General features: G+C 71.7%; 22 protein-coding genes. 16 read left to right on the top strand and 6 right to left on the bottom strand.

The genetic code is table 11. The features are described from left to right. Window positions 1-692 precede the first annotated feature (692 nt). Together ACIA8K_RS01640 and ACIA8K_RS01635 are read left to right on the top strand one after the other, a co-directional pair. Window positions 693-1988, top strand: a complete 1296-nt coding sequence (locus ACIA8K_RS01640) for a MinD/ParA family protein (protein ID WP_396053789.1) — start codon at window positions 693-695, stop codon at window positions 1986-1988. 52 nt (window positions 1989-2040) lie between these two features. Next, window positions 2041-2862 (top strand): DUF2567 domain-containing protein, encoded by an 822-nt coding sequence (locus ACIA8K_RS01635; protein WP_396053787.1) that lies wholly within the window; start codon window positions 2041-2043, stop codon window positions 2860-2862. A gap of 353 nt (window positions 2863-3215) precedes the next feature. On the opposite strand, the gene ACIA8K_RS01630 is transcribed toward ACIA8K_RS01635, so the two are convergent. Next, window positions 3216-3914, bottom strand: coding sequence for an LON peptidase substrate-binding domain-containing protein (locus ACIA8K_RS01630; RefSeq protein ID WP_396053785.1), 699 nt, complete (start codon window positions 3912-3914; stop codon window positions 3216-3218). 177 nt (window positions 3915-4091) lie between these two features. On the opposite strand from ACIA8K_RS01630, the gene hisD reads away from it, so the two are divergent. From hisD to priA, 7 genes are read left to right on the top strand one after another with little or no spacing between them, the layout of a single operon-like run. Further along, the gene (hisD, locus tag ACIA8K_RS01625; protein WP_396053783.1) at window positions 4092-5417 is read left to right on the top strand and encodes a histidinol dehydrogenase; all 1326 of its coding nucleotides are present in this window, start codon (window positions 4092-4094) and stop codon (window positions 5415-5417) included. Then, window positions 5414-6493 (top strand): histidinol-phosphate transaminase, encoded by a 1080-nt coding sequence (locus tag ACIA8K_RS01620; protein WP_396053781.1) that lies wholly within the window; start codon window positions 5414-5416, stop codon window positions 6491-6493. The genes hisD and ACIA8K_RS01620 overlap by 4 nt, the downstream gene beginning before the upstream one ends. Continuing rightward, on the top strand, window positions 6490-7101 hold the full coding sequence (hisB, locus tag ACIA8K_RS01615) for an imidazoleglycerol-phosphate dehydratase HisB (RefSeq protein WP_396053779.1): 612 nt from the start codon (window positions 6490-6492) through the stop codon (window positions 7099-7101). The genes ACIA8K_RS01620 and hisB overlap by 4 nt, the downstream gene beginning before the upstream one ends. 28 nt (window positions 7102-7129) lie before the next feature. Beyond that, window positions 7130-7294: a hypothetical protein gene (locus ACIA8K_RS01610; protein ID WP_396053777.1), complete on the top strand. Its 165-nt coding sequence runs from the start codon at window positions 7130-7132 to the stop codon at window positions 7292-7294. A 13-nt stretch (window positions 7295-7307) separates the two neighbouring features. Next, a complete protein-coding gene (gene hisH / locus ACIA8K_RS01605; protein WP_396053775.1) occupies window positions 7308-7925 on the top strand; it encodes an imidazole glycerol phosphate synthase subunit HisH in 618 nt (205 codons plus the stop codon). Continuing rightward, window positions 7922-8251 carry a hypothetical protein gene (locus tag ACIA8K_RS01600; RefSeq protein ID WP_396053773.1) on the top strand — a complete coding sequence of 110 codons (330 nt, stop codon included), beginning with the start codon at window positions 7922-7924 and terminating at the stop codon, window positions 8249-8251. The genes hisH and ACIA8K_RS01600 overlap by 4 nt, the downstream gene beginning before the upstream one ends. A gap of 13 nt (window positions 8252-8264) precedes the next feature. Beyond that, complete coding sequence (priA, locus tag ACIA8K_RS01595) at window positions 8265-8990, top strand: bifunctional 1-(5-phosphoribosyl)-5-((5-phosphoribosylamino)methylideneamino)imidazole-4-carboxamide isomerase/phosphoribosylanthranilate isomerase PriA (RefSeq protein ID WP_396053771.1); 726 nt, start codon at window positions 8265-8267, stop codon at window positions 8988-8990. Window positions 8991-9147: 157 nt separating this feature from the next. Here the strand turns inward: priA and ACIA8K_RS01590 are convergent, their stop codons facing one another. Beyond that, window positions 9148-9468, bottom strand: coding sequence for a hypothetical protein (locus tag ACIA8K_RS01590; protein ID WP_396053769.1), 321 nt, complete (start codon window positions 9466-9468; stop codon window positions 9148-9150). Continuing rightward, the gene (locus tag ACIA8K_RS01585; protein WP_396053767.1) at window positions 9468-11228 is read right to left on the bottom strand and encodes a hypothetical protein; all 1761 of its coding nucleotides are present in this window, start codon (window positions 11226-11228) and stop codon (window positions 9468-9470) included. Before ACIA8K_RS01585 ends, ACIA8K_RS01590 begins: the two co-directional genes overlap by 1 nt. Window positions 11229-11455: 227 nt before the next feature. Here ACIA8K_RS01585 and ACIA8K_RS01580 point away from each other — a divergent pair, with 227 nt between their 5' ends. Further along, window positions 11456-12415, top strand: coding sequence for a hypothetical protein (locus ACIA8K_RS01580; RefSeq protein ID WP_396053765.1), 960 nt, complete (start codon window positions 11456-11458; stop codon window positions 12413-12415). A 74-nt stretch (window positions 12416-12489) separates the two neighbouring features. Here ACIA8K_RS01580 and ACIA8K_RS01575 read toward each other — a convergent pair whose 3' ends face one another. After that, the gene (locus ACIA8K_RS01575; RefSeq protein ID WP_396053763.1) at window positions 12490-13380 is read right to left on the bottom strand and encodes a LysR family transcriptional regulator; all 891 of its coding nucleotides are present in this window, start codon (window positions 13378-13380) and stop codon (window positions 12490-12492) included. A gap of 72 nt (window positions 13381-13452) precedes the next feature. Between ACIA8K_RS01575 and ACIA8K_RS01570 the strand changes: the two genes are divergently transcribed. After that, the gene (locus ACIA8K_RS01570) at window positions 13453-14367 is read left to right on the top strand and encodes an EamA family transporter (RefSeq protein WP_396053761.1); all 915 of its coding nucleotides are present in this window, start codon (window positions 13453-13455) and stop codon (window positions 14365-14367) included. After that, the gene (hisF, locus tag ACIA8K_RS01565) at window positions 14364-15119 is read left to right on the top strand and encodes an imidazole glycerol phosphate synthase subunit HisF (protein WP_396053759.1); all 756 of its coding nucleotides are present in this window, start codon (window positions 14364-14366) and stop codon (window positions 15117-15119) included. The genes ACIA8K_RS01570 and hisF overlap by 4 nt, the downstream gene beginning before the upstream one ends. Before the next feature lie 264 nt (window positions 15120-15383). Here hisF and ACIA8K_RS01560 read toward each other — a convergent pair whose 3' ends face one another. Then, entirely contained in the window at window positions 15384-16322 is a 939-nt protein-coding gene (locus ACIA8K_RS01560; RefSeq protein ID WP_396053757.1) for a LysR family transcriptional regulator, read from the bottom strand. A 191-nt stretch (window positions 16323-16513) separates the two neighbouring features. Between ACIA8K_RS01560 and ACIA8K_RS01555 the strand changes: the two genes are divergently transcribed. Genes ACIA8K_RS01555 through ACIA8K_RS01545 form a run of 3 tightly spaced genes read left to right on the top strand, consistent with a single transcriptional unit; the run spans window position 16514 to window position 19847 of the window. After that, a complete protein-coding gene (locus tag ACIA8K_RS01555; protein WP_396054472.1) occupies window positions 16514-17164 on the top strand; it encodes a succinate dehydrogenase cytochrome b subunit in 651 nt (216 codons plus the stop codon). Continuing rightward, window positions 17164-19104, top strand: a complete 1941-nt coding sequence (locus tag ACIA8K_RS01550) for a fumarate reductase/succinate dehydrogenase flavoprotein subunit (RefSeq protein WP_396053755.1) — start codon at window positions 17164-17166, stop codon at window positions 19102-19104. The genes ACIA8K_RS01555 and ACIA8K_RS01550 overlap by 1 nt, the downstream gene beginning before the upstream one ends. Next, a complete protein-coding gene (locus tag ACIA8K_RS01545) occupies window positions 19104-19847 on the top strand; it encodes a succinate dehydrogenase/fumarate reductase iron-sulfur subunit (protein ID WP_396053753.1) in 744 nt (247 codons plus the stop codon). Before ACIA8K_RS01550 ends, ACIA8K_RS01545 begins: the two co-directional genes overlap by 1 nt. Window positions 19848-20158: 311 nt before the next feature. Here the strand turns inward: ACIA8K_RS01545 and ACIA8K_RS01540 are convergent, their stop codons facing one another. Continuing rightward, window positions 20159-21616: a PLP-dependent aminotransferase family protein gene (locus tag ACIA8K_RS01540; protein ID WP_396053751.1), complete on the bottom strand. Its 1458-nt coding sequence runs from the start codon at window positions 21614-21616 to the stop codon at window positions 20159-20161. A gap of 60 nt (window positions 21617-21676) precedes the next feature. Here ACIA8K_RS01540 and ACIA8K_RS01535 point away from each other — a divergent pair, with 60 nt between their 5' ends. Continuing rightward, window positions 21677-22336, top strand: coding sequence for a YitT family protein (locus ACIA8K_RS01535; protein WP_396053749.1), 660 nt, complete (start codon window positions 21677-21679; stop codon window positions 22334-22336). The last annotated feature ends 71 nt before the right edge of the window (window positions 22337-22407 follow it).

The raw sequence follows: 22407 nt of genomic DNA, 5'->3' as shown, positions 1-22407 counted from the left end.
CCCCACGCGTTGAACCTTCGGCGGGCGGCAGCCCTGCGAGCTCACGGCGCGTGACAGCAACGGCGCGGGCAGCGTGGTTCGGCGATCGGGGCGGTGGCAGCACGATCAGGCACGCATCGTTATGGTCTGCGGAGTCCGGCCGTTTGCGGTCGTCGGCCGGGCGATTGGGTTGAGGATGCGGGTGTGGCCTGAAGCGGGTTTCCTTCGTAGCCTGTCAGGCAGACCATTGGCGCTGGGAGGATGCATCCGTGGAGGGCACCGATACCGACTGGGGTCGGGCGCAGGAACCGCCGCCGCGTTGGCGCGCGCTTCTTGACCGTGCCCTGCTCGGTGGCCGGACCGGGGAGCATGCCCAGGTGAACGCCGACCGAACGGGACGCGCGGCGCCTGGGGACCCAGCTTACCCAGCGAACGGGCATAACGGACATCCTGGCGCGACGGCATATCCGGACGCGAACGGGTACACCGAGGGCGGTAACCGCTACAACGCCCCGAACGGGTATTCCGAGGGACGAAACTACTTCGATCCGGCGCCGTCCGGGGGGCCCGGCTACGAGCCGCCACCCCCACCGCCGGAGAACCCGCTTCCCCGCCGTCCGCCGCGCACCCCGACGTCGTCGTCCTACGGCGCGGCGGTAAACGGGCGCCAGGAGCCGGTCCAGCCGCCGCCCCGCCCGCAGCAGGACCCGGGCATGCCCCGCCGTCCGGCATATCCGCCGGCCGGCACCGGCTACGGCGGCCAGTCCGTGCAGCCACCACCGGCCGGCCCCGGGCCGGACGAGCAGGAGCAGTCGTTCGAGTCGCGTTACGCGGCCCTGGACTCCCGCTACAGGTCCGCGCCGCCGGCTCGCTACCCGGCAGGCAACCCGGTCCCGCAGGCCGCGCCCCAGCCTCCGCCCGCCCCGGTGCCGCAGGCCGCCGCGGCCCCGCAGACCTACCCCGCGGCTCCCCAGGCCTACGTGGCGCCGCCGGAGCGCGATCTGCCGCCGGTCGAGTCGCGCTACTCGATCCTGTCCCCGCCCGGTTACACCCCGCCTCCGCCGCCGCCCACGACGCCGGCCCCGGCCGCCGCGCCGCCACCCGCCCCCGAGCCGCCGACCGTGCCGCAGGGCATCTACCAGGCGAAAGCCGTCAACTTCCTCGGCAACGCGCCGGAACCGGACCGCTCCGCGCTCGACATCGAGACCGAGCGCGCGGTAAGCGTGCTCAAACGCGACCTGGGCGGACCGCGGGTGCTTGCGTTCGCCAACCCCAAGGGCGGCGTGCACAAGACCACCGCGACAGTGCTCGCCTCGGCCGCGGTCGGCAGCGTGCGCGGCAAGGGCGTGCTGGCCTGGGACGACAACGAGCTGCGCGGCACGCTCGGCCTGCGGGCCGGCAGCGCCCGGCACGCGCGCACGGTCCGGCACCTGATCTCGGAGCTGGCCCAGATCGAGATCACCCACGGCGCCGAGCTGCTCGACCGGCTGGACGACTTCCTCCGGCACGCCTCCGACGGGTCGTACGACGTGCTGGCCGGCGAGGAGAACCCGCGTTTCGCCCAGCGCCTCGACCAGCACACCGTCCGCCGGGTGCTTGAGCTGCTGCGGCGTACCCACGACGTCATCTGCGTGGACACCGGCAACAACGTCGAGAGTGTGAACTGGCAGACCGTGCTGCAGGCCGCGGACCAGCTGGTGGTCACCACTGTCCCGCGCGAGGACGCCGCGTTCACCGCGGACTGGATGCTCGACCTGCTCGACGACGTCGGCATGAGCGACCTGGTGTCGAACGCGGTGACGCTCATCTCCTGCCCCACGCCGGGCAAGTCCCCGCTGCTCGACGACCTGGAGAAGCACTTCAAGACGCGTACCCGCGCGGTCGCGATCGTCCCCTACGACCCGGCGCTGGAGACCGGCGCGTCGATCGAGTACCACCAGCTCCAGCCGGAGACGCGAAACGCCTGGCTGCGGGCCACGTCGATGATGCTTGAGCCGTTCGCCCGCTGACCGATGCACGGGTCCCGGTGCCGGGCGCGCGCGGGCCTGAGAGGATCGAGCCGTGAGCGCGTCCAGTCGGCAGCCCGGCCTCAGCAGCGTCCCGTCGGAAGAGCAGCCGGTCTACGACCCCGAGCTGGGCGTCTTCGAGTCGCCGCCACCGCCGCTGGGCCGGGAGATCGCCTGGTCGGTCGGGGCCGGGCTGGTCGTCGCCGCGCTCGGTGCGCCGCTCGGCCTGCTGTGGGCGGTGCTCGCGCCTGACGTACCTGTCGTGCAGGGCGAGAACGGCCCGCTGCTGACCAGCGCGCAGCCGGAGCAGTTCGTCGCCGCGGACGCCTGGTACACGTTCCTCGGGATCACGTTCGGCATCCTGGTCGCGGTCGGGGCCTGGTTCGTGCTGCGCCGCTACCGGGGTGCGATCGCGCTGGCCGCGGTCACGGCCGGTGCGGTAGGTGCGGCAATCGCGGCCTGGAAGCTCGGCCGGCTGATCGGGCTTGACGACTACGAGCAGCTCAAGACGGCGGCCGCGGTCGGCGACCACTTCACCAAGCCGGCCGATCTCCGGGCGGGCGAGCTGCACCTGTTCCTCGGCTTCGTGCCGGGGCTGCGTGGCGATCTGCTTGCGGCGCCGCTGGCGACCGCGGCCACGTACACGCTGCTCGCGGGCTGGTCCCGCTGGCCCTCGCTGCGTCCCGAGCCCGAGCCCGGCTTCCTCCACGGCCCGCTGATGCCGTCAGGCTTTCCGGTGCCGCCTGTCACACCCGCGTTCAGCGTGCCCCCGGCCAGCGTCGAGGCCTCCCCGGAGATCCCCGCGGACGCGATCGAAAGCCACGAGATCAACGGCAAGGACCAGGCAACCCTGAAAGATCCAAATATGCCCGGTTGATCTCGCATCACCGTCCGAGGCCTCCCGGCGACACCGGTCGGCCGCAGGAGCAGAGCGTTCACTCCCTGTGGGGGTGGGCGGTCGGGGCGGCAGCCGGGCTTCCTGCCGGTGCCGTGGGCGCACGATCAAGACCACGTCGCCTCGGACGGGCCCCACGGCACGCGCCGGAGGGCTCTGTGTGGAGGCTCGCAGGGATCTGGCCGGGACCACCCGCGGGCGGGGAGCCCGCGGGAGCGTGCGGGCCGAACCCCGGCGTGAGCGGGAAGATCGCCTGTGATCGTGGCGTGTGGTTCTGGGCGCTGTATCGAGGTGGGGGCCTCGCCGCAGCCCGGCATCCCACGTCGAGGCAGCGCCTAGTTCTGGCTGGACGGGGTGGCGTACTCGGAGAGCGGCACCGGGACCGCGCGCACGCTGCGGAACAGCGTCGCCTCGCGGGAGAGCAGCTTGAGTTCGGCGCGGAGTCGGGCGGCCGTGTCCGGGGCGGCGAGCAGCGCCTGACGTTCCTCGACAGTGAACGCGCCGGTGGCCGCGACCAGGTGGGAGAGCGTGGTCGGATCGTCCGGAAGCTGTTCGGCGGTGTCCGGGTTCTCCGGGCGCATCAGGCGCAGGTACTCGCGGAACGTCGCGAGCACGCGCGGGGCCAGCAGGTCGGCCACGTCCTCCGCGCCGGCCGGCTCGGGCAGCCACTCGACCTGGGCGACCAGGTAGGGCGCCGGGTCCGGCAGGACCTCGGTGATCCGGAAGCGGCGGCGGCCCACGGTGAGCAGGTCGTACTGCCCGTCGGGAAGCTCGGTGACCTGGCGCACCTCGGCGGTGCAGCCGATCTCGTGGAGTGTGACGCGCGCGGCAGCCGTGTCCGGCCCACCGGGGCCGGCGGGCAGCACCTCCCACCCGCTGCGGATCGCGACCACGCCGAACTCGTGGGGCGTGTCCGGGCGGGCGACCAGGTCGCGGACGAGCTCCCGGTACCGCTCCTCGAAGATGTGCAGCGGCATGACCAGGCCTGGGAAGAGCACCGTCCCCAGCGGGAACACCGGCAACCGCGTCACCACGCCCCGAGCGTAGCGGAACGCACCGGGCCCGGAACCCCCGTGGCCTTCCCGATCTGCCGTGCTCATGAGCTTCTCACCAGAACATCGTGGCGCATCCGGCGCCGCTCCGCTGCGTTATCGTCCCGGCAGCCGGACGGGCCGGGACCGCCGGAGAGCACGCCGAATAGACTCCCAAGAGTGTTGAATCGGATCGACCTGCGGAGCGCGGCCGACGTCGCGGTCCTGCCTGGCCTGCTGCCCCGTGCCCAGCTCGACGTCTCGGTCGCGACCGAGACCATCCGCCCGCTCGTGGAGGCGGTCCGCGACCATGGATTCTCGGCCGTCCGCGAGGCGACCGAGCGGTTCGACGGCGTGCGTCTGGAGCGGTTGCGCGTACCGGCCGAGGCGATCACCGCGTCCCTGAGCGCGCTTGAGCCGGCGGTCCGGGCCGCGCTCGAGGAGGCGATCGCCCGCGTCCGCACGGTGCACGCCGACCAGCGGCGGCAGGACGTGACCACCCGGGTCGCGCCCGGTGGCACTGTCACCGAGCGCTGGCTGCCGGTCTCCCGCGTCGGCCTCTACGTGCCCGGCGGCCTGGCCATGTACCCGTCGACAGTGGTGATGAACGTGGTGCCGGCCCAGATCGCCGGCGTGGACGCGCTCGTCGTCGCCAGCCCGCCGCAGAAGGAGAACGGCGGCCTGCCGGACGCCCGGGTGCTCGCCGCCTGTGCGCTGCTCGGCGTGGACGAGGTCTACGCGGCCGGTGGCGCCCAGGCGATCGCGATGCTCGGGTACGGCTCCACCGGCGCGTTCGACGGCGACGGCTGCGCGCCCGTCGACGTGATCACCGGCCCCGGCAACATCTGGGTGACCGCGGCGAAGCGGCTGCTGCGCGGCGTGGTCGGCATCGACGCGGAGGCCGGCCCGACCGAGATCGCGATCCTTGCCGACGACACGGCCGACCCGGTGCACGTCGCGGCGGACCTGATCAGCCAGGCCGAGCACGACCCGCTGGCCGCAAGCGTGCTTGTCACGCCGTCGCCGGAGCTGGCGTCCTCGGTCGAGGAGGCACTGGCCACGATGGTCGCGGCCACCAAGCACGCGGAGCGGGTCACCACGTCGCTCACCGGTGCTCAGTCGGGAATCGTCCTGGTGAGAGACCTGGAGCAGGGTCTGCGGGTGGTGGACGCCTACGCGGCCGAGCACCTGGAGATCCAGACGCGGGACGCGCGCGAGTGGGCGATGCGGGTGCGCAACGCCGGAGCGATCTTCGTGGGGCCGTACGCGCCGGTGTCGCTCGGCGACTACTGCGCCGGCTCCAACCACGTGCTGCCGACCGGCGGCTGTGCCCGGCACCAGTCCGGCCTGTCCGTGCAGTCGTTCCTGAAGAACGTGCACATCATCGAGTACGACGAGGCGGCGCTTCGCGAGGTCGCGTCGCACGTGGTCGCGCTCGCCACGGTCGAGGACCTGCCCGCGCACGGCGAGGCCGTCACCGCGCGGTTCCCCGGGGGGCTGTCGTGACAGCGATCGACGACCTGCCGATCCGGGACGATCTGCGGGGGATGAGCCCGTACGGCGCGCCCCAGCTGGACGTGCCGGTGCGGCTGAACACGAACGAGAACTCGTACCAGGTGCCGGACGAGGTGGCCGAGGCGATCGGCACGGCGCTCCAGGCCGAGGTGCGCGACCTCAACCGCTACCCGGACCGGGACGCGGTGGCACTCCGCGCCGCGCTTGCCGAGTACCTGGGCCACGGCCTGACCACCGCGCACGTGTGGGCGGCGAACGGGTCGAACGAGGTCCAGCAGCAGCTGCTCCAGGCCTTCGCCGGGCCGGGCCGGGTGGCGCTCGGCTTCACCCCGGCGTACTCGATGCACCCGCTGCTCGCGGTCGGCACCGGCACCACCTGGGTGGACGGCTACCGGGACGCCGACTTCGGGCTCTCCGCGGAGCACGCGGTGGAGCAGATCCGCACGCACGCGCCGGACCTGGTCTTCCTCTGCTCGCCGAACAACCCGACAGGCACCGCGCTGGACCCGGCCGTGATCGCGGCCGTGCTTGACGTCGCGCCCGGCATGGTGGTCGTGGACGAGGCGTATGCGGAGTTCGCCCGGCCCGGCACACCGAGCGCGCTCGAGGTGCTGCCCGGCCACCCGCGGCTTGTGGTGACGCGGACGATGAGCAAGGCGTTCGGGTTCGCCGGCGGGCGGCTCGGCTACCTGGCCGCGGACCCGGCCGTGGTGGACGCGGTGCAGCTGGTCCGGCTGCCGTACCACCTGTCCTCGCTGACCCAGGCCGCGGCGCGGGCCGCGCTTGCCTACCGCGCGGCGCTGCTCGGCACGGTCGAGGCAATCAAGGCCGAGCGCGACCGGATCGTCGCCGAGCTGCGCGCCGCCGGGCTCACCGTGGCGGACAGCGACGCCAACTTCGTGCTCTACCAGGTCCCCGGCGGAGACCAGAAGGCCGCGTGGCGCACGCTTCTCGACAGTGGCGTGCTTGTGCGCGACGTCGGGCTGGCGGGCTGGCTGCGGGTCACGGCCGGCACCACCGAAGAGACCGACGCTTTCCTGAACGCGATGAAGGAGCTGTACCGATGAGCCGACGGGCGCGGATCGACCGCACCACGAATGAGACCAAGGTGCGCATCGAGCTGGACCTGGACGGGACCGGCAAGGGCGACATCAGCACCGGGGTCGGCTTCTTCGACCACATGCTGAACCAGATCGCCAAGCACGGCGGGTTCGACCTGACCGTGCACACCGAGGGCGATCTGGAGATCGACGCGCACCACACGATCGAGGACACCGCGCTGGCGCTCGGCACCGCGTTCGCTGAGGCGCTCGGCGACAAGGCGGGCATCCGGCGGTACGGGTCCGCGACAATCCCGATGGACGAGGTGCTGGTCCGGGCCGCGCTCGACCTGTCCGGCCGGCCGTACATGGTGCACGACGAGCCGCTGCTCACGCCGTACATCGGGCCGGTCTACGCGACGAGCATGACGCGGCACATCTGGGAGTCGTTCGCGCAGACCGCGAAGATGACGCTTCACGTGTCGGTGCTTCGCGGCGCGCGCGAGGGCGGCCACCCGGACGCGCACCACGTGGTGGAGGCGCAGTTCAAGGCGGTGTCCCGGGCGCTGCGCGAGGCGGTGGAGATCGACCCGCGTAACGCCGGGGCGATTCCGTCCACCAAGGGCACGCTGTGACCTCGGCCCAGCTTCTCCGGGGCCTGTGATGGACTCCGCCGTACCGCTGTTGATGCTTGCTTTTGCGGGGATTCTGGCCGGTGGGGCCTTTTCGCTCTACCGGCAGAGGTCGACGGCGTTCTCGATAGTGATCACCGGGCTGCTCGCCGTGCTGGCCGCGGCGGGCGGCATCTTCTGGCTGCTTCCCGGATGAGGGGCTGACCATCATGACCAAGCGCGTGGTGATCCTTGACTACGGCTCCGGCAACCTGCGTTCCGCCGAGCGCGCCCTGGAGCGGGCCGGCGCGGACGTTACCGTCACGCCGGACCTGACCGCCGCCGCTGAGGCGGACGGCGTGGTGGTGCCGGGCGTCGGCGCCTACGCCGCCTGCATGGCAGGTGTGGAGGCGATCGACGCCGGCCCGATGCTCGCGGCGCGGGTCGCGGCAGGCCGCCCGGTGCTCGGCATCTGCGTCGGCGCACAGATCCTGTTCGAGTTCGGCGACGAGCACGGCACCGTGACCAAGGGCCTCGGCCTGTTCCCGGGGGGCGTGACGCGTCTCACGGCCGAGCGCATCCCGCACATGGGGTGGAACACGGTGTCCGCGCCGTCGGAGAGCCGCCTGATGGCCGGGATGCCGGGCGACGCCCGGTTCTACTTCGTGCACTCCTACGCCGCTTCGGGCCTGGAGGCGCTCTCGGACGCGGTGGTCACCACTGCGGCGCACGACGAGCCGTTCGTGGCCGCGGTCGAGCACGGCGCGCTCGCCGCCGCCCAGTTCCACCCGGAGAAGTCCGGGGACACCGGCGCGCTTCTGCTCCGGAACTGGATCTCAGGGCTGTGAGCAAGGAGCGTGCCCTCCGGCGCGCCGCCCGGCTGGCGGACGCGGAGCACAAACGTGCGGCCCGCGCGGCCGTGGCGTCGCGCCGGCAGAAACGTAAGGACATCACGCACAAGCTGACGCCGAAGCTGCCGGACCGGCGTACCGGGCGGCTGCAGCCACGGTTCAACCCCACCCAGCGGGCCGGAATCGTGATGCTCACCCTGCTGGCGCTGATGGTGGTCTGGTACCTGGTCGACGACCTGGTGATGCGCCTGATCATCGCGCTGGTGCTGATCCTCGCCCTCCCCGCGCTGATCGTGATCGCGCTGGGCCGAAGAAACTCATGAACAAGGAGAATCCGTGACTCTCGAACTGCTTCCCGCCGTCGACGTCGCCGACGGTCAGGCCGTCCGCCTGGTGCAGGGCGCGGCCGGCAGTGAGACCGCCTACGGCGACCCGCTGGACGCCGCGCTCGCCTGGCAGGCCGACGGCGCCACCTGGATTCACCTGGTCGACCTGGACGCCGCGTTCGGCCGCGGCTCGAACGCGGAGCTGCTTGCCGATGTGGTCGGCCGGCTTGACGTACGGGTGGAGATCTCCGGTGGCATCCGGGACGACGAGTCGCTTGAGCGTGCGCTGAGCACCGGCGCGGCCCGGGTCAACATCGGCACGGCCGCGCTTGAGAACCCGGAGTGGTGCGACCGGGTCGCGGCCGAGTACGGCGACCGCGTCGCGATCGGCCTTGACGTGCGCGGCCGGACGCTTGCCGCGCGTGGCTGGACCAAGGACGGCGGCGACCTCTACGAGGTGCTGGCCCGCCTGGACAAGGCCGGCGCCGCCCGGTACGTCGTCACGGACATCACCAAGGACGGCACCATGCGCGGCCCGAACCTGGAGCTGCTCCGCGAGGTCTGCGCCGCCACCCCCGCGCCGGTGATCGCAAGCGGCGGCGTGTCCACGCTTGACGACCTGCGCGCACTGGCCACGCTGGAGTCGGCCGGTGTGGAGGGCGTGATCGCGGGCAAGGCGCTCTACGCGGGCGCGTTCACAGTCGCCCAGGCGCTGGCGGTCCTGGCGGAGAGCTGACCGCGGACCTTCCGTGCGCACGACCATCTGATCTACGCGCTTGTCATCGCGGGTATCGCGGCAACCGGCGCCGGGCTCCGCTACAGCCTGGCCGGCGTCTGGGCGCCGCTTGTCGCGGCTGAGGTGAGTGGCCGCGGAGGCCCCGCTCCCCGGGGCCTCACAACGCTCTACGGAGATTCTCCGCCGCGGAGACGAACACACCCGCCGCGGTGATCCGGTCCAGGAGCCGCCGGGCACCGGCCATCACGGCCGCGGTGTCCGGCGGATTCCGCTGCGTCGCGGCCGCGATCGCGTTCACGTCCCGCAGCGCCGCGTCCGGGTCGGCGAGCGCCTCCGGCACCGCGTCGATCGCGGCGCGCAGCTTCTCCACCGCGGCGAGCACCGGAGCGAGCGCGCCGTCGCCGTTCACGATCGCCCGCGCGTGCGGTCCGGCCGCGGCCGCGCCGTGGTTGTCCCGGCCGATGAAGACGCCCTCCATCAGTTCCTCCCCTTCCCCGGCCGGTCGGCCCGGTCGTCGCGGTGCACCACGGCCGACGCCTCGGCGCCGCCCGCCGCGGCACCGTAGTTGTCACCGCGGATGAAGACGCCGCTGTTGTTGTAGACGTTCATCCGCCGCTCGTACTCGGACGTGTCGATGCCCTGGTCGCGCAGGTGGCAGATCACCGCCTCGCTGATCCGGCGCTCGACCAGCTTGGTGTACTTCGCCGCGTCCAGCCGCTGCAGGTAGGTGGCCGGCCCGCGCGCGGACGCCACCTGCCGCAGATCGAAGCGCGCGCCGAAGTCGGTCAGGTCGCCCTGCTCGCCGTCCTCAGCGGCCCGCATCGCCCGGTGGAGCGCGCTCATCCGGACAAGCGTCACGGCCAGCCGGTACGGTGCGAGCGCGATGTTCTCACCGAGGTCCAGGCAGCTCTCCCGGAACGCCCGGCCGGCCGCCTGGTCCGGGTCGGCCGAGTAGCCGTCGATCAGCCGGAACCCGCCCAGCAGCGGCCCCAGCACTGTCGAGACCGTCTCCACGTAGAGCATGCCGCCCTCCACCGCGAGATGGACGAACGTGGAGACCGAGATGCTGTGATGCTCGCCCGGGATCAGCAGCCGGCCGTCACCGGACTCGACAGGCGTCACGTTCGCGCCGACAGTGGCCCGGAGGAAGTGCCGCACGCTCGCCTGCGGATGCCGGATCACCGACTCCATCGCCTGCGGGGTCGCGTGCGAGTACGGCACCAGCGCGTCCGTGTCGACGAGCGGCCAGCCCTGACCGCCGACGCCCGCGGACACGATCTGGTCCCGCAGCGTCAGCCCGGACATCCGCTCGGCCTCGCGCAGGTCGGTGGAGCGAAGCGAGGCCAGGCGCTGCTTCACGTACCTGTTGAGCGCGACCGGGTCGACCTCCACCGCCTGCCGCGTCCCGTTCTCCTCGTCCGGCTTCAACTCCATCGCCATCGACCAGGCGTTCTGCACGACGCCCGCGCCGAGGAACGGGTTCGTCCCGGAGTGCAGCAGGATGTTGCCGCGCTGCGCGGCCGACAACCGCGCTATCCGGCCCTCGATCCGGGATGCGGCAACTGTCGCGCCGCGGTCGCTGTTCCCGGGGCGAAGATCAACGCCCAGAGCACGCACCATGAGGGTACGCACGGCAGACGTGGCAACCAGCGCGGCCGCTCCGATCAGCGCCGCGATCACGACGGGCGTCCAGGGCGACGTGCCGGCCTCCACCGCTTCCGCGGGGTAACCGCCGGACGCGGACCCGGTGGCGCCGAGCTGACCGAGCACCGCGAGCAGCGGCCCGGTGAAGAACGTCAGCACAAGGAGGACGAGGCTGCCGCCCAGCCAGACCTTCCAGTTCCCCGGTAGGTCGCCACGGATCATCCGCCCAACGATCGCCAGCGCGATCGAAGCCATCAGCAGCCCGAAGGCGGGGCCGGGCAGGAACAGGAACGCGAGCACCAGGATCCCGGTGACGACCGCATGCTGGATCAGCAGGAGTCGCCGTGCCTGGAACGCGTGCCGGATGACCGGCTCCAGGTCGTAGTCGACGGCAGGGGAAACGGCACGGTGCCCGTCCAGCAGCAATTCCGTGATAACCCGGTCGGCGAATCCGGGAACCGTGTACACCGCGCCACTCAGGCAGCGGGTGATCGCGGACAGCGGGCCACCCCGGGGTACGTCGGCCGCGTCGCCGTGATGGAATCGCGCGTCCCGCGCCGGGGCGGTCACTGTGCTGCTCTCCTCGGTGTACATACGCCCCCACCAGTGCCGACGACTGACTCAGGCCTCGGACGGTACGAGTGGGACAACCGGTATGGCATGGCCTTTCCGGTGGGCCGAGGGTGTTCTTCGGCCTGTGTGGACCGTCGTCCGGCCGCGTTCGGCGGGCGGGTCCGTCAATTCGCGCGGAACGCATTGCGGCCTTGCCGGGCGGGCCTATTGACTGCGGTCACGAAATGGTCCGGCGAAAGGCCCAGGTCATGACCGAGTGGCGATGCACCGAATGCGACACGGCGAACGACGCGGCCGCATCGCGCTGCGTGGTCTGTGACGGCACCGCGCCGGCGAGCGCGGGCCGCCCGGCCGGGAGTGGGCCGGCGAGCCCGGCCGGCGCGCCCGTGCCTCCGATACCCACGCCGATCAGTCCGGGTTACGCGCCCGAGGGCCGGGCTTACGGACCTGCGAGTTCGGCCCCACTGCCCGCGAGCCCGGTCAGCGAGCCGGAGTGGCCGGCTCACCGGCGGAAGCCCCGGGCGACGGTGGCGCGGTGGCGGGTGGCCGGCGTGGCGCTTGCGGTCCTCGCCGGGCTGGTGGGCGGCGGGTACCTGCTGCTGGACGCGGGGGCGCAGTCCGCTACCGACCAGCCCTCGGACGCGGTCACCGAAGCAGGCCCCGAAGCAGGCCCAGAAGCCGCTCCCGAAGCCGCCTCCGACGTCGTCACCGAGCCGGCGCCGGGTATCGATGCCGATTCAAGCGGCGCGCTGGGGTTCGAGTCGCAGTCCGCGTCGCCCACGGTGCCGGCGCAGATCGGGATGGTGGCGATCGTGACCGGCGACGCGCGCGCCACAGAGGTCGCGGCCCTGTTCGACTTCTACTTCGCAGGTATCAACGCGCACGACGCATCCGTCGCTGCCAAGGTCTTCGCGCCCGGCGGCGTGGTCGATCCGAACGATCCCGGCCAGGTGGCGAACTTCGGCGCGGACACCGCGACGACCCAGGACTCGAACGTGCGGCTGCTCGAGGTGGTGGACGCGGCCGAGCCCGGCGAGCTGATCGCGACGGTCTCGTTCACAAGCACCCAGGCGCCCGAGTTCGGCCCGCCCGAGCGCCCCGGCGAGACCTGCACTGACTGGCGTCTCGACTTCCGGCTCACCCGGTGGCACGGCGAGCTGCGCATCTTCGGCACCGAGCGGGGCGCGGTCTCCGCACCCTGCGTATAGGCGCTGTATCGACGTGGGATGCCGGGCTGCGGCGAGGCCGCGAGATCTGTCGAGCACGCCTTCGGGCGGTGCCCTCAGGACCGTTGCGCCCATGCCTCCCGGAGCGCCTCGACCGCCGCGCCGATCGCCGGCCGGGCCGCGGAGGCCTCGCGCCAGGCGAGCACCACGCGCCGGGTCGGCGACGGCGTCACCGGTACCACGCGCACACCGGCCGGCAGTGAGGTCCGGGCCAGGCGCGGCACCATGGCGATACCGAGACCGGCCGCGACAAGCGTCAGCTGCGTCTCGAACTCGCCGACCAGGAAGTCGGGGCGGACGCCGGGCAGCACCCGGACCAGCCACTCGTGGCAGATCGCGCCGACCGGCGCGGAGATCCAGCGTTCGTCCCGGGCCTGGGCGAGCCGTACACCCGTGCGCCCGGCCAGCCGGTGCCCGGACGGCACGATCAGGTCGGCGACGTCGAGACCCAGCTCCAGGTGCGCGACGCCGGGCGGGTAGCGCAGCGCCACCTCGGGCCAGTCGTCAAGCACGCACAGGTCGACGTGCCCGCGCTGCAGGTTGTCCAGGCCCTCGTGCGGGTTGGCCTCGACGATCCCGGTGCGAAGGCCGGGGTGGTCGGCGGCGAGCCGGTGCAGCGCGTGCGGGAGCAGCGCGCGGGCGGCGGTGGCGAACGACGAGACGGTAAGCCGGCCGGTGACGGTGTCCCGGTGCGCGGCCAGCGCGGCCTCGGCCTCGTCCACCGCGGCCAGCACCGACTCGGCGTGCCGGGCCAGCACCTGGCCGGCCTCGGTGAGCCGGATGCCGCGGCCGTCCTTCTCGACGAGTGTGGTGCCGGTCTCGCGCTCCAGTTTGCCGATCTGCTGGGACACCGCGGACGGCGTGCAGTGCAGCGCGGAGCCGGCGGCCAGCACGGAGCCGTAGCTGGCCACGGCGTGGAGTGCGCGGAGGCGGCCGAGGTCGATCATGTAGCGACGGTACATGGTGGGTGTAGCACAAAGAACTGTTGCTACACGGAGGTGTGCCGGAGCATCGACACCATGAGACCTCGCGACATCGCGCTGGCCGTGGCGGTCGCCGCGGTCTGGGGCGTCAACTTCGTCGTCATCGCGGTCGGGCTGGAGCACTTCCCGTCGCTGCTCTTCTCCGCACTGCGGTTCGGGCTGGCGGCCGTACCCGCGCTGTTCTTCGTGGGTCGTCCGCAGGTGCCGTGGCGGTGGGTGATCGCGGTGGCGCTGGCGCTCGCGGTCACCAAGTTCTCGCTGCTCTTCTTCGGCATCGAGGCGGGCATGCCGGCCGGGCTGTCCTCGCTTGTGCTGCAGAGCCAGGCGGTGTTCACCACTGTCTTCGCGGTGCTGCTGCTGCGCGAGCGGCCGCGCCCGGTGCAGCTGGCCGGGCTGGCGGTCGCGGTGGCCGGGCTCGGTGTGGTGGCCGCCCGGCTCGGCCCGGACCGGCCGCCGGTCGCGTTCGCGCTTGTCATCGCGGCGGCGGTGGCGTGGGGGTTGTCGAACGTGGCGACCCGGAAGGCGTCGCCGCCGGACAGCCTGCGGTTCATGGTGTGGGTGAGCGCACTTGGTGCGGTGCCGCTGTTCGGGCTGTCGCTGATCGTGGACGGCCCGGCCGCGGATCTCGCCGCGCTGCGGACAGTGACGCTGCCGGCGGCGGGTGCGGTGCTGTTCATCGCGTTCGTGGCCACGCTGGGCGGGTTCGGGGCCTGGGGCTCATTGATCAAGCGGTACGGCGCGTCAACCGTCGCGCCGTTCTCCATGCTGGTCCCGTTCTTCGGCATGGGCTCGGCCGCGCTGTTCCTCGGCGAGCCGATCCACACCCAGGACGTCATCGGCGGCGCGCTGGTGATCGGGGGAGTGCTGCTGCCGCTCGTGCTCAGGCCGCGCCCCACGGCGCAGAACCGCCCCGAACCCGCCCCGGCCGCCCCGATAGGCTCCACGGCATGACTGTGGCGGTACGCGTGATCCCCTGCCTGGACGTGGACGCCGGGCGGGTGGTCAAGGGCGTCAACTTCGCGGACCTGCGGGATGCGGGTGACCCGGTCGAGCTGGCCGCCGCCTACGACGCGGCGGGCGCGGACGAACTGACGTTTCTTGACGTCACCGCCAGTTCCGACGCGCGCGGCACGATGCTCGACGTGGTCCGCCGTACCGCGGAATCGGTCTTCATCCCGCTCACTGTCGGCGGCGGCGTCCGCTCGGTGGAGAACGTGGACACGCTGCTGCGGGCCGGTGCGGACAAGGTCGGCGTGAACACCGCGGCGATCGCCCGGCCGGAGCTGATCTCCGAGATCGCGCACCGGTTCGGCAATCAGGTGCTGGTGCTGTCGCTGGACGTGCGGCGGACGGCGGAGGGCGGCTTCGAGGTGACCACGCACGGTGGCCGCCGCGGCACCGGGCTTGATGCGGTGGAGTGGGCGGCCCGCGTGGCCGAGCTGGGCGCCGGTGAGATCCTGCTGAACTCGATGGACGCGGACGGCACCAAGGCCGGCTTCGACCTGGAGCTGATCCGGCGGGTACGCGCGGTGGTGGACATCCCGGTGATCGCAAGCGGCGGCGCGGGCGCGGTGGAGCACTTCCCGCCCGCGATCGAGGCGGGCGCGGACGCGGTGCTGGCGGCAAGCGTCTTCCACTTCGGCGAGCTGACCATCCCGGAGGTCAAGTCCGCGCTGCGGGCCGCGGGAAGCCCGGTGCGGTAGCTCGCCGGGTCGTCCCTCCCGCAGGCCGGGCGCGTTGCGGCACGCCGGGTTTCCGGGACCACGGCGGGACCGGCTCCGGAGCGGCGTGCGGAGCGCCAGCGGAGCCCGACGCTCCGGTTTGCCCGCGGGAGCGTGCGGGCCGGACCACCCGCGAAGTGGGAAAATGTATTGGATCTTGGTCTGCGCCCGGGGCTGTCGAGATGAGGGTGAACGGCGGATCGTGGGGTCCGGGGCTCGGCACCGGGGGAACTAGATCGTGGGTTTCTAGCGCGTCTCCGGTGGCGTCTGGATCACCGTGACGCCGGCCGGGAGCGGGCCGGCCGCGATGAAGTCGAGAAGCGTCTCGCGCAGTGCGGTGGCCGCGTGCGGCATGACCGACTCGCGGCGGCGGGCCAGCGCGATCGTCCGGTGTACGCCCGGCATGGCAAGCGGTGTGGCGCGCAGCAGTGGGCGGTTGGCAAGCACCATGCCGGGGACCAGCGCGACGCCCAGTCCGGCCTCGACGAACGCGAGCACCGCGTCCATCTCGCCGCCCTCGACCGCGTATCGGGGGGTGAAGCCGGCCCTGTTGCAGGCCTCGATTGTGGCGGTGCGCAGGTCGTAGCCGACGCGGAACATGACGAGGGGCGTGTCCCGCAACTCGGCGAGCGCGAGCCGGTCGGAGGTGGTGGGCGGCGGGCCGGACGCGACGGACGCGACGACGAGCGACTCGTGCAGGATGCGCTCGGTGTGCAACGCGGGATCGCTGCCCTGCTCAGGGAGCACGATCAGCGCGAGGTCGAGTGCGTGGGCGATCAGGTCGACGACCAGGTCCTGCGAGCCGCCCTCGTCGACGTGAAGCTCCACATCCGGGTGATTTTCTCGGAAATTTCGGAGTACGCCGGGTACGAGGGACGTGCACAGGCTCGGGGTGGCGCCGAGTCGGACCCGGCCCCGGCGCAGGCCGACGATCTCCTGGACCGCGTGCCGGGCCGCGTCCGCGTCGGTCACGATGCGCCGGGCGAGCGGAAGCAGCGTCTCGCCCACGGTCGTCAGCCGCACATTGCCCGGGTGCCTGTCGAACAACGGGGCGCCGAGCGTGGATTCCAGGGTGTGAATCTGCTTACTGAGTGTCGGCTGAGAGACCCCCAACTGGTCAGCCGCATGGGTGAAATGTCGGAGTTCTGCCACTGCGACGAAGTATCGGAGCTGTTGTAACTGCACTCAGATAGCCTATGGCTATCGAGTCCATCGGTTTCATGCATTGGACGAATTCCGATGGCGTTCTTACGGTCAAGTTTGTGGCGGTAGATACCTCAGCCCCGGCCGGTAAGGCCGCAGGGCAGAAGGCCGGTCCCGGGCGCCCCGCAGGCGCCCGCAAGCCGGCAGCCGGGCGTTCGCGCGCCCGCTCCACTGTGGCGCTAAAGATCATCATGGCGGTCAGCGGAATCGTCCTGGTGGGCTTTCTCTTCGCGCACATGGCGGGCAACCTCAAGATCTTCGTGGGTCAGGAGTCCTTCGATCACTACGCGCACTGGCTGCGGGAGATCGGCGAGCCCGCCCTTCCCCCGGTCTGGGCGCTCTGGATCATGCGGTTCGGCCTGCTGGTCGCCGTGATCGCGCACATCGTGTCCGCAGCCGTCCTGACGGTCCGGGCCCGTAAGGCGCGCCCGGTGCGGTACGCGCACCGGCCGAAGGTGCAGGGCAGCTACGCGGCCCGCACGATGCGCTGGGGCGGTGTCATCGTCCTGCTCTTCATCATCTGGCACCTGCTGGACATGACCACCGGCACCGTGCACCCCGACTTCGACCCGGCCAAGCCGTACGCGAACGTGATCTCCGCCTTCGCGCCCGAGCGCTGGTACGTGACCGCGTTCTACGTGCTGTCGATCCTTGCCGTCGGCTTCCACCTGCGGCACGGCATCTTCAGCGCCGTCCGCACGCTCGGCCAGCAGTCGGCCCGTGGTGAGCGGATCGCCAAGACCGTCGCGCTTGTACTCAGCGTGATCCTGGTGGCCGGCTTCCTCTCCGTCCCCTTTGCCGTGCTGACCGGACTGGTGAGCTGATGACTTCCTTCTGGACCGAGGGCGACGCGATCGCCGACACCGCCGCGCCGGACGGGCCGGTCGAGACCCGCTGGGAACGGCGGCAGTTCTCCGCCAAGCTCGTCAACCCGGCCAACCGGCGCAAGCTGACCGTGATCGTGATCGGCACCGGCCTGGCCGGCGGTTCGGCCGCGGCCACGCTCGGCGAGGCCGGCTACCACGTGAAGTCCTACTGCTACCAGGACAGCCCGCGGCGCGCGCACTCGATCGCGGCGCAGGGTGGCATCAACGCGGCGAAGAACTACCGCAACGACGGCGACTCGATCTACCGCCTGTTCTACGACACGGTCAAGGGCGGCGACTTCCGCGCCCGTGAGTCGAACGTGTACCGCCTGGCCCAGGTCAGCGTGAACATCATCGACCAGTGCGTGGCGCAGGGCGTGCCGTTCGCGCGCGAGTACGGCGGCCTGCTCGACAACCGCTCGTTCGGCGGCACCCAGGTGTCCCGCACGTTCTACGCCCGGGGCCAGACGGGTCAGCAGCTGCTGCTCGGCGCGTACCAGGCGCTGGAGCGGCAGATCGCTGCAGGCAACGTGGAGATGCACGAGCGCCACGAGATGCTGGAGCTGATCATCGTCGACGGCAAGGCGCGCGGCGTCGTGGTCCGCGACCTGGTCACCGGCGAGATCAGCACCGAGGTCGCGGACGCGGTGGTGCTCGCCTCCGGCGGCTACGGCAACGTTTTCTTCCTCTCCACGAACGCCAAGGGCTGCAACGTCACGGCCACCTGGCGGGCGCACCGCAAGGGCGCGTACTTCGCGAACCCCTGCTACACGCAGATCCACCCGACCTGCATCCCGGAGTCCGGCTCGCACCAGAGCAAGCTCACGCTGATGTCCGAGTCGCTTCGCAACGACGGCCGGGTCTGGGTGCCGAAGAAGGGCGGGGACGACCGCGAGGCGGCGGATATCCCTGAGGACGAGCGCGACTACTACCTGGAGCGCATCTACCCGGCGTTCGGCAACCTGGTCCCGCGTGACATCGCGTCCCGGGCCGCCAAGAACGTGTGCGACGAGGGCCGCGGCGTCGGCCCCGGCGGGCTCGGCGTCTACCTGGACTTCGCGGACGCGATCACCCGGCTGGGCCAGCCCGCGGTCGAGGCGAAGTACGGCAACCTGTTCGAGATGTACGCGCGGATCACCGGCGAGGACCCGTACGTCACGCCGATGCGCATCTACCCCGCCGTGCACTACACGATGGGCGGCCTCTGGGTCGACTACGACCTGCAGTCCAACATCCCCGGCCTGTTCGTGGTTGGCGAGGCCAACTTCTCCGACCACGGCGCGAACCGGCTCGGCGCGTCCGCGCTGATGCAGGGCCTCGCGGACGGGTACTTCGTGCTCCCGAACACGCTCGGCAACTACCTGGCGTCCGGGCCGTACGAGAAGGTCTCCGCCGATCACCCCTCGGTGGTCGAGGCGCGCACCCAGGTCGAGGAGCGGCTGCAGAAGTTCCTCACCATCAACGGCGACCGCACCGTCGACTCCTTCCACCGCGAACTCGGCCACATCATGTGGGAGTACTGCGGCATGGAGCGCACCGAAGAGGGCCTGACCAAGGCGATCGGCCTGATCCAGGCGCTCCGCGAGGAGTTCTGGACCCGGGTCAAGGTGCCGGGCGTCGGCGCTGAGCTCAACCAGAACCTGGAGCGGGCCGGCCGGGTGGCCGACTTCTTCGAGCTGGCCGAGCTGATGTGCGTGGACGCGCTGCACCGCGCCGAATCCTGCGGCGGTCACTTCCGCGCGGAGAGCCAGACCGAGGACGGCGAGGCGCTCCGGCACGACGACGAGTTCAGCTACGTCGCCGCCTGGGAGTTCGCCGGCACCGGAGCCGCACCGACGCTGCACAAGGAAGACCTCAACTTCGAGTACGTCCACCCCACCCAGCGGAGCTACAAGTAATGAACCTCAAGCTGCGCGTCTGGCGTCAGAAGGGCCCCGAGGACAAGGGCAGGATGGTGACGTACGAGGTCACCGACATCTCCCCGGACGCCTCGTTCCTTGAGATGCTCGACGTCCTCAACGAGCGCCTCATCCTCGAGGGCGACGAGCCGATCGCGTTCGACCACGACTGTCGCGAGGGCATCTGCGGCATGTGCGGCATGATGATCAACGGCGTGGCGCACGGCCCCGAGCGGGCCACCACCACCTGCCAGCTGCACATGCGTCACTTCAACGACGGTGACTCCATCGACATCGAGCCGTGGCGCGCCGCCGCGTTCCCGGTGATCAAGGACCTGGTCGTCAACCGGGGCGCGTTCGACGAGATTATCCAGGCCGGCGGCTACATCACCGCCCCGACCGGAACCGCTCCCGACGCGCACGCCACCCCGATCCCCAAGGCCGACGCGGACGCCGCCTTCGAGGCCGCCACCTGCATCGGCTGCGGCGCCTGCGTCGCCGCCTGCCCGAACGGCTCCTCCATGCTGTTCACCGCGGCCAAGGTCGCCCACCTGGGCCTGATGCCGCAGGGCCAGCCGGAGCGCGCCTCCCGCGTGATCAGCATGATCGAGGCCCAGGACGAGGCCGGCTTCGGCGGCTGCACCAACGCCGGCGAATGCACCACGGTCTGCCCCAAGGGCATCCCGCTCAACCTGATCGGCCGCCTCAACTCCGACTACATCAAGGCCGTCTCCGGCCGCTGAGCTCCACTGCACCGCACCACGGGCGGCGCTCCCACAGATCCACACCCTTTGCCGGGGGTACGGATCGGGAGCGCCGCCTTTTCCTCGCCTCCCCAAGACCTTGCGGCTGTGGTGGCCCTCCCCGGCCCCGAACAGGACCAGCAGAGCCGTAGGAATCTTCGAGGCCCAGCCGCCGGCGCGGTGGCATTGTGCTGTGGCCTGGGACTCGGAGGTGATGGGGTGTGGGCGGGCCACGGCGGGGCCGCGGCCCGCGGGAGCGTGCGGGCCTGACCACCGCGGGAGTGGGAAAAGAGCTTGGGGGTACGGGCCGGTCAGGTGATGACCTCGGGGGTGCGCCAGCGGGAGCCGGTGCGGATGCGGTCGAGGTCGTAGCGGATGTCGGCGATGCGGCGGACGGCCTCGATGAGGTCGTCGGCGGGGAGGGTGAAGGGGAGGCGGAGGTAGCGTTCGAGGGTGCCGTCGAGGCCGAAGCGGGGGCCGGGCGCGAGGCGGACGCCGACGTCCTCGGCGGCGTGGGAGAGGGCGCTTGAGACCGGGCCGTCGAGTTCGGCCCAGAGGGTGACGCCGCCGGACGGGACGACGACGCGCCACTCGGGGAACGTGGTGCGGACGGCTGTGACGAGCGCGTCGCGCTGGGCGGCGAGTTGGAGGCGGCGGGCGCCGACGATGGCGTCGCGCTGGCGGAGCAGTTGGACGGCGACGAGCTGGTCGATGACGGGGCTGCCCATGTCGACGCCGACGCGGGCGGCGGCCAGGCGCTGGACTACCGGCGCGGACGCGCGGACCCAGCCGATGCGCAGGCCGCCCCAGTACGGCTTGCTCATGCCGCCGATGGTGAGCACGCGGGAGTGCCTGTCGAACGCGGCGACCGGCGGTGGCATCGGGGTGCCGTCCAGTGGGAGGTCCACGAACGACTCGTCGGCGACCACGTCAGTGCCTGTGGAGTGGGCTACGGAGGGGAGTCGTTCGCGCAGTTCGGCGGGCATCAGGCGGCCGGTCGGGTTCTGGAACTCGGGGATCACGTACGCCAGGCGCGGGCGGGTCTGCTTGAGCGTGCTGAACAGCAGCTCCGAGTCCCAGCCGGCGGCCGGGTCGAGCCCGTGGGTGCCGATCCGGGCGCGGCGGGCGGCGAGTGCGGCCAGCGCGTTCGGGTAGGTGGGTGACTCGACGAGCACGCCGGCGCCGACCGCGAGGTGGTGCCGGAGCACGAGGTCGAGCGCCTGCTGCGTACCACTCGTGATCATGATCTGTTCCGGGCTGGTCGGCAGGCCGCGGGCGCGGAAGCCGTCCGCGACCGCTTCGCGCAGCTCGATGATTCCGGTCGGGTGGTAGCCGGCGTCGCCCAGGTAGCAGGGCAGCTCGTCGGCGGCGGCGCGGGCGGCCGGGACGAGTTCGGGTGGCGGGGGCAGCGCGGCGCAGCCGAGGTCGATCATGCCCATCGTGTCGGTCGGCGTCCACAGTCCGGTGGTGCTGACCCGGTGGCCGGACGGGAGCGTGGTCCAGCTGCCGGCGCCGCGGCGGCTGGCCAGGTGGCCGGTCTCGCGCAGCTCCCGGTACGCCGCGGTGACAGTGGTCCGGCTGATCGACAGCGCCTCGGCCAGTTCCCGTTCGGCGGGGAGCCGGACGCCGAGCGCGAGCCGCCCGTCGGAGAGCAGGCCGCGGACCGCCTGGGCGAGTGCGGCGTACTCCGGGCTGCGGCGGGTGCCGGGCAGCGGGTGCCATTGGCCGAGCATCCGGGCCAATTGGCTGCCTCGAATCACCACCGACATGAGCCACCTCCGCAGAATTGGACCTTTGATCGGGAATGATTGGCCCCCAGAGTGGCACTTATGACCACCGTGAGCAACCAAGCTGGCGTGCCCTTCACGCTCCGCGACCGCTTCGCCCGCCGCTTCACCCAGCTGCAGGCCGGGCTGGTCGCCTACGGCGTGAGCATGGCTTTCATGATCGAGTCGCACCTCGGGCTGGACCCGTGGGACGTGTTCCACCAGGGGCTCGCGCGTCGTACCGGGCTGTCGTTCGGCACGGTCACGATCCTTGTCGGCGTGGTGGTGCTGCTGCTGTGGATCCCGCTCCGGCAGCGGCCCGGCCTCGGCACGGTGAGCAATGTGATCGTGATCGGCCTGGTGGTCGACGCCGCGCTGTGGCTGCTGCCCGCGCCGGACCCGATGTGGGCGCGGATCGGCTTCCTGACCGGCGGCATCGTGCTCAACGCGTTCGCCACCGGCCTCTACATCGGCGCGCGTCTCGGCCCGGGCCCGCGGGACGGGCTGATGACCGGATATGTCGCCCGCCACCCGCGCACGTCGATCCGGCTGGCCCGCACCGTGGTCGAGGTGACAGTGCTGGCGCTCGGCTGGCTGCTCGGCGGCGCGGTCGGGATCGGCACTGTCGCCTACGCGCTGGCGATCGGCCCGCTCACCCAGGTGTTCCTGCCGCGCCTGACGGTCGGCGCACCGGCCGAGGTTGCCGCCACACCGGAACAGTGATCAATTCGGAATGATTCAACCGTTTCAATGCGCGAACGGCTATCTGAGTGGTCAGGCAGCCGGTTCCGTGT

Origin of the sequence: Catenuloplanes sp. NPDC051500 (genome assembly GCF_044454585.1) — a bacterium.
GTDB lineage: Bacteria > Actinomycetota > Actinomycetes > Mycobacteriales > Micromonosporaceae > Catenuloplanes.
Note: the sequence above shows the minus strand (reverse complement) of the source record. Positions and strands in the feature narration are given on the sequence as shown.

What these genes read in the sequence shown, in the direction of transcription:
- ACIA8K_RS01545 (WP_396053753.1), top strand. Translation starts at nt 19,104, where the DNA reads ATGAACCTCAAGCTGCGCGTCTGGCGTCAGAAGGGCCCCGAGGACAAG.
- ACIA8K_RS01610 (WP_396053777.1), top strand. Translation starts at nt 7,130, where the DNA reads ATGGACTCCGCCGTACCGCTGTTGATGCTTGCTTTTGCGGGGATTCTG.
- ACIA8K_RS01570 (WP_396053761.1), top strand. Translation starts at nt 13,453, where the DNA reads ATGAGACCTCGCGACATCGCGCTGGCCGTGGCGGTCGCCGCGGTCTGG.
- ACIA8K_RS01640 (WP_396053789.1), top strand. Translation starts at nt 693, where the DNA reads ATGCCCCGCCGTCCGGCATATCCGCCGGCCGGCACCGGCTACGGCGGC.
- ACIA8K_RS01585 (WP_396053767.1), bottom strand. Translation starts at nt 11,228, where the DNA reads ATGTACACCGAGGAGAGCAGCACAGTGACCGCCCCGGCGCGGGACGCG.
- ACIA8K_RS01580 (WP_396053765.1), top strand. Translation starts at nt 11,456, where the DNA reads ATGACCGAGTGGCGATGCACCGAATGCGACACGGCGAACGACGCGGCC.
- ACIA8K_RS01535 (WP_396053749.1), top strand. Translation starts at nt 21,677, where the DNA reads ATGACCACCGTGAGCAACCAAGCTGGCGTGCCCTTCACGCTCCGCGAC.
- ACIA8K_RS01590 (WP_396053769.1), bottom strand. Translation starts at nt 9,468, where the DNA reads ATGGAGGGCGTCTTCATCGGCCGGGACAACCACGGCGCGGCCGCGGCC.
- ACIA8K_RS01540 (WP_396053751.1), bottom strand. Translation starts at nt 21,616, where the DNA reads ATGTCGGTGGTGATTCGAGGCAGCCAATTGGCCCGGATGCTCGGCCAA.
- hisH (WP_396053775.1), top strand. Translation starts at nt 7,308, where the DNA reads ATGACCAAGCGCGTGGTGATCCTTGACTACGGCTCCGGCAACCTGCGT.
- hisB (WP_396053779.1), top strand. Translation starts at nt 6,490, where the DNA reads ATGAGCCGACGGGCGCGGATCGACCGCACCACGAATGAGACCAAGGTG.
- ACIA8K_RS01550 (WP_396053755.1), top strand. Translation starts at nt 17,164, where the DNA reads ATGACTTCCTTCTGGACCGAGGGCGACGCGATCGCCGACACCGCCGCG.
- hisF (WP_396053759.1), top strand. Translation starts at nt 14,364, where the DNA reads ATGACTGTGGCGGTACGCGTGATCCCCTGCCTGGACGTGGACGCCGGG.
- ACIA8K_RS01575 (WP_396053763.1), bottom strand. Translation starts at nt 13,380, where the DNA reads ATGATCGACCTCGGCCGCCTCCGCGCACTCCACGCCGTGGCCAGCTAC.